Annotated in this window: 1 protein-coding gene; it reads right to left on the bottom strand. The window is 70.1% G+C overall.

Features of this window, described 5'->3' with window-relative positions; translation table 11 throughout:
* Positions 1-299: 299 nt before the first annotated feature.
* Positions 300-1,129, bottom strand: an 830-nt coding sequence (locus tag A5706_RS09785) for a formylglycine-generating enzyme family protein (protein ID WP_068129536.1), incomplete at its 5' end; no start/stop codon positions are given.

The raw sequence follows: 1,129 nt of genomic DNA, 5'->3' as shown, positions 1-1,129 counted from the left end.
GTATGCCGGGGCCGGTTCTGCGCCGCACCTCAGGCAGCAAATACGACTAAGGGGTTACCGCGGGGTGGAGGGCGGGGCCTGTGTCGCCGTGGCCTCGGTGGTCGCAGCAACCCCGTCGATGACATCTGGCTCGTCTACGGCCGACACGTGGCGATGCTAGCGAATTCGCGACGACCGCGCGCGACGACGCAGGGTCCGTCACTCGCCCTCCACCCCGCGGTAACCCCTTAGTCGTATTTGCTGCCTGAGGTGCGGCGCAGAACCGGCCCCGGTTTGCTGCCCGGCCGGCGCCGGGCAGCCTATCCCCGCGGGCGGTCCGCGACGCAGCGAAACCCGATGTGGGTCGTCGCGGTGTCCTGCGACTGCGGCGACCGCGCGGCCGGCCGGTAACGGTGGCAGTATTCCGGCGCGCACAGGTGCGAGCCGCCCTTCAACGTCTGGCTGACGCTCGGGTCCGCGGGACCCGACGGCGCGCAACAGGCCTTCGGTGGCTGATCGAGCCGGTGGTGCGCGGAAAACTCGGTTGCGGTCCACTCCCACACGTTGCCGATCAGGTCGAGCAGCCCAAATCCGTTGGGCGGGAAGGTCCCCACCGGAGAGGTGCCCACCCAGCCGAGCGCGCCGTCGTTGCGGTACGGGAACTTTCCCTGCCACGTGTTGGCCATCAACCGACCGTCGGGGTTCGCTTCCTCCCCCCAGGAGTAGGTCCCCGAATTTCCACCGCGGGCCGCATACTCCCACTCGGCCTCGGTGGGCAGCCGCCGGCCGGCCCAGCGCGCGTATGCCGCGGCGTCGGGATACGCCACCTGCACCACCGGATGATCCGCCCGGTCCGTGAGATCGCTGTCCGGTCCGAACGGATTTCTCCAGTTGGCCCCGGGCACCCAGGCCCACCACTGGCGCCAGTCACGCAGGTCGACCGGCCCCGGCGTAGGGCGGAAGACCATGGCGCCCGGCACCAGGTCTTTCGGATCCGCCCCCGGGTAAAGCGCAGGGTCGATCGGTTGCTCGGCAACCGTGACATAGCCTGTGGCGGCGACGAATTCGGCGAACTGCGCGTTGGTCACGGGGTGCCGCTCGACCGCGAACGGCGCCACGCTCACGGTGTGGATCGGCGCCTCTTCGGGGT

The sequence above is a fragment of the Mycobacterium sp. E796 genome (assembly GCF_001672815.1).
GTDB lineage: Bacteria > Actinomycetota > Actinomycetes > Mycobacteriales > Mycobacteriaceae > Mycobacterium.
Note: the sequence above shows the minus strand (reverse complement) of the source record. Positions and strands in the feature narration are given on the sequence as shown.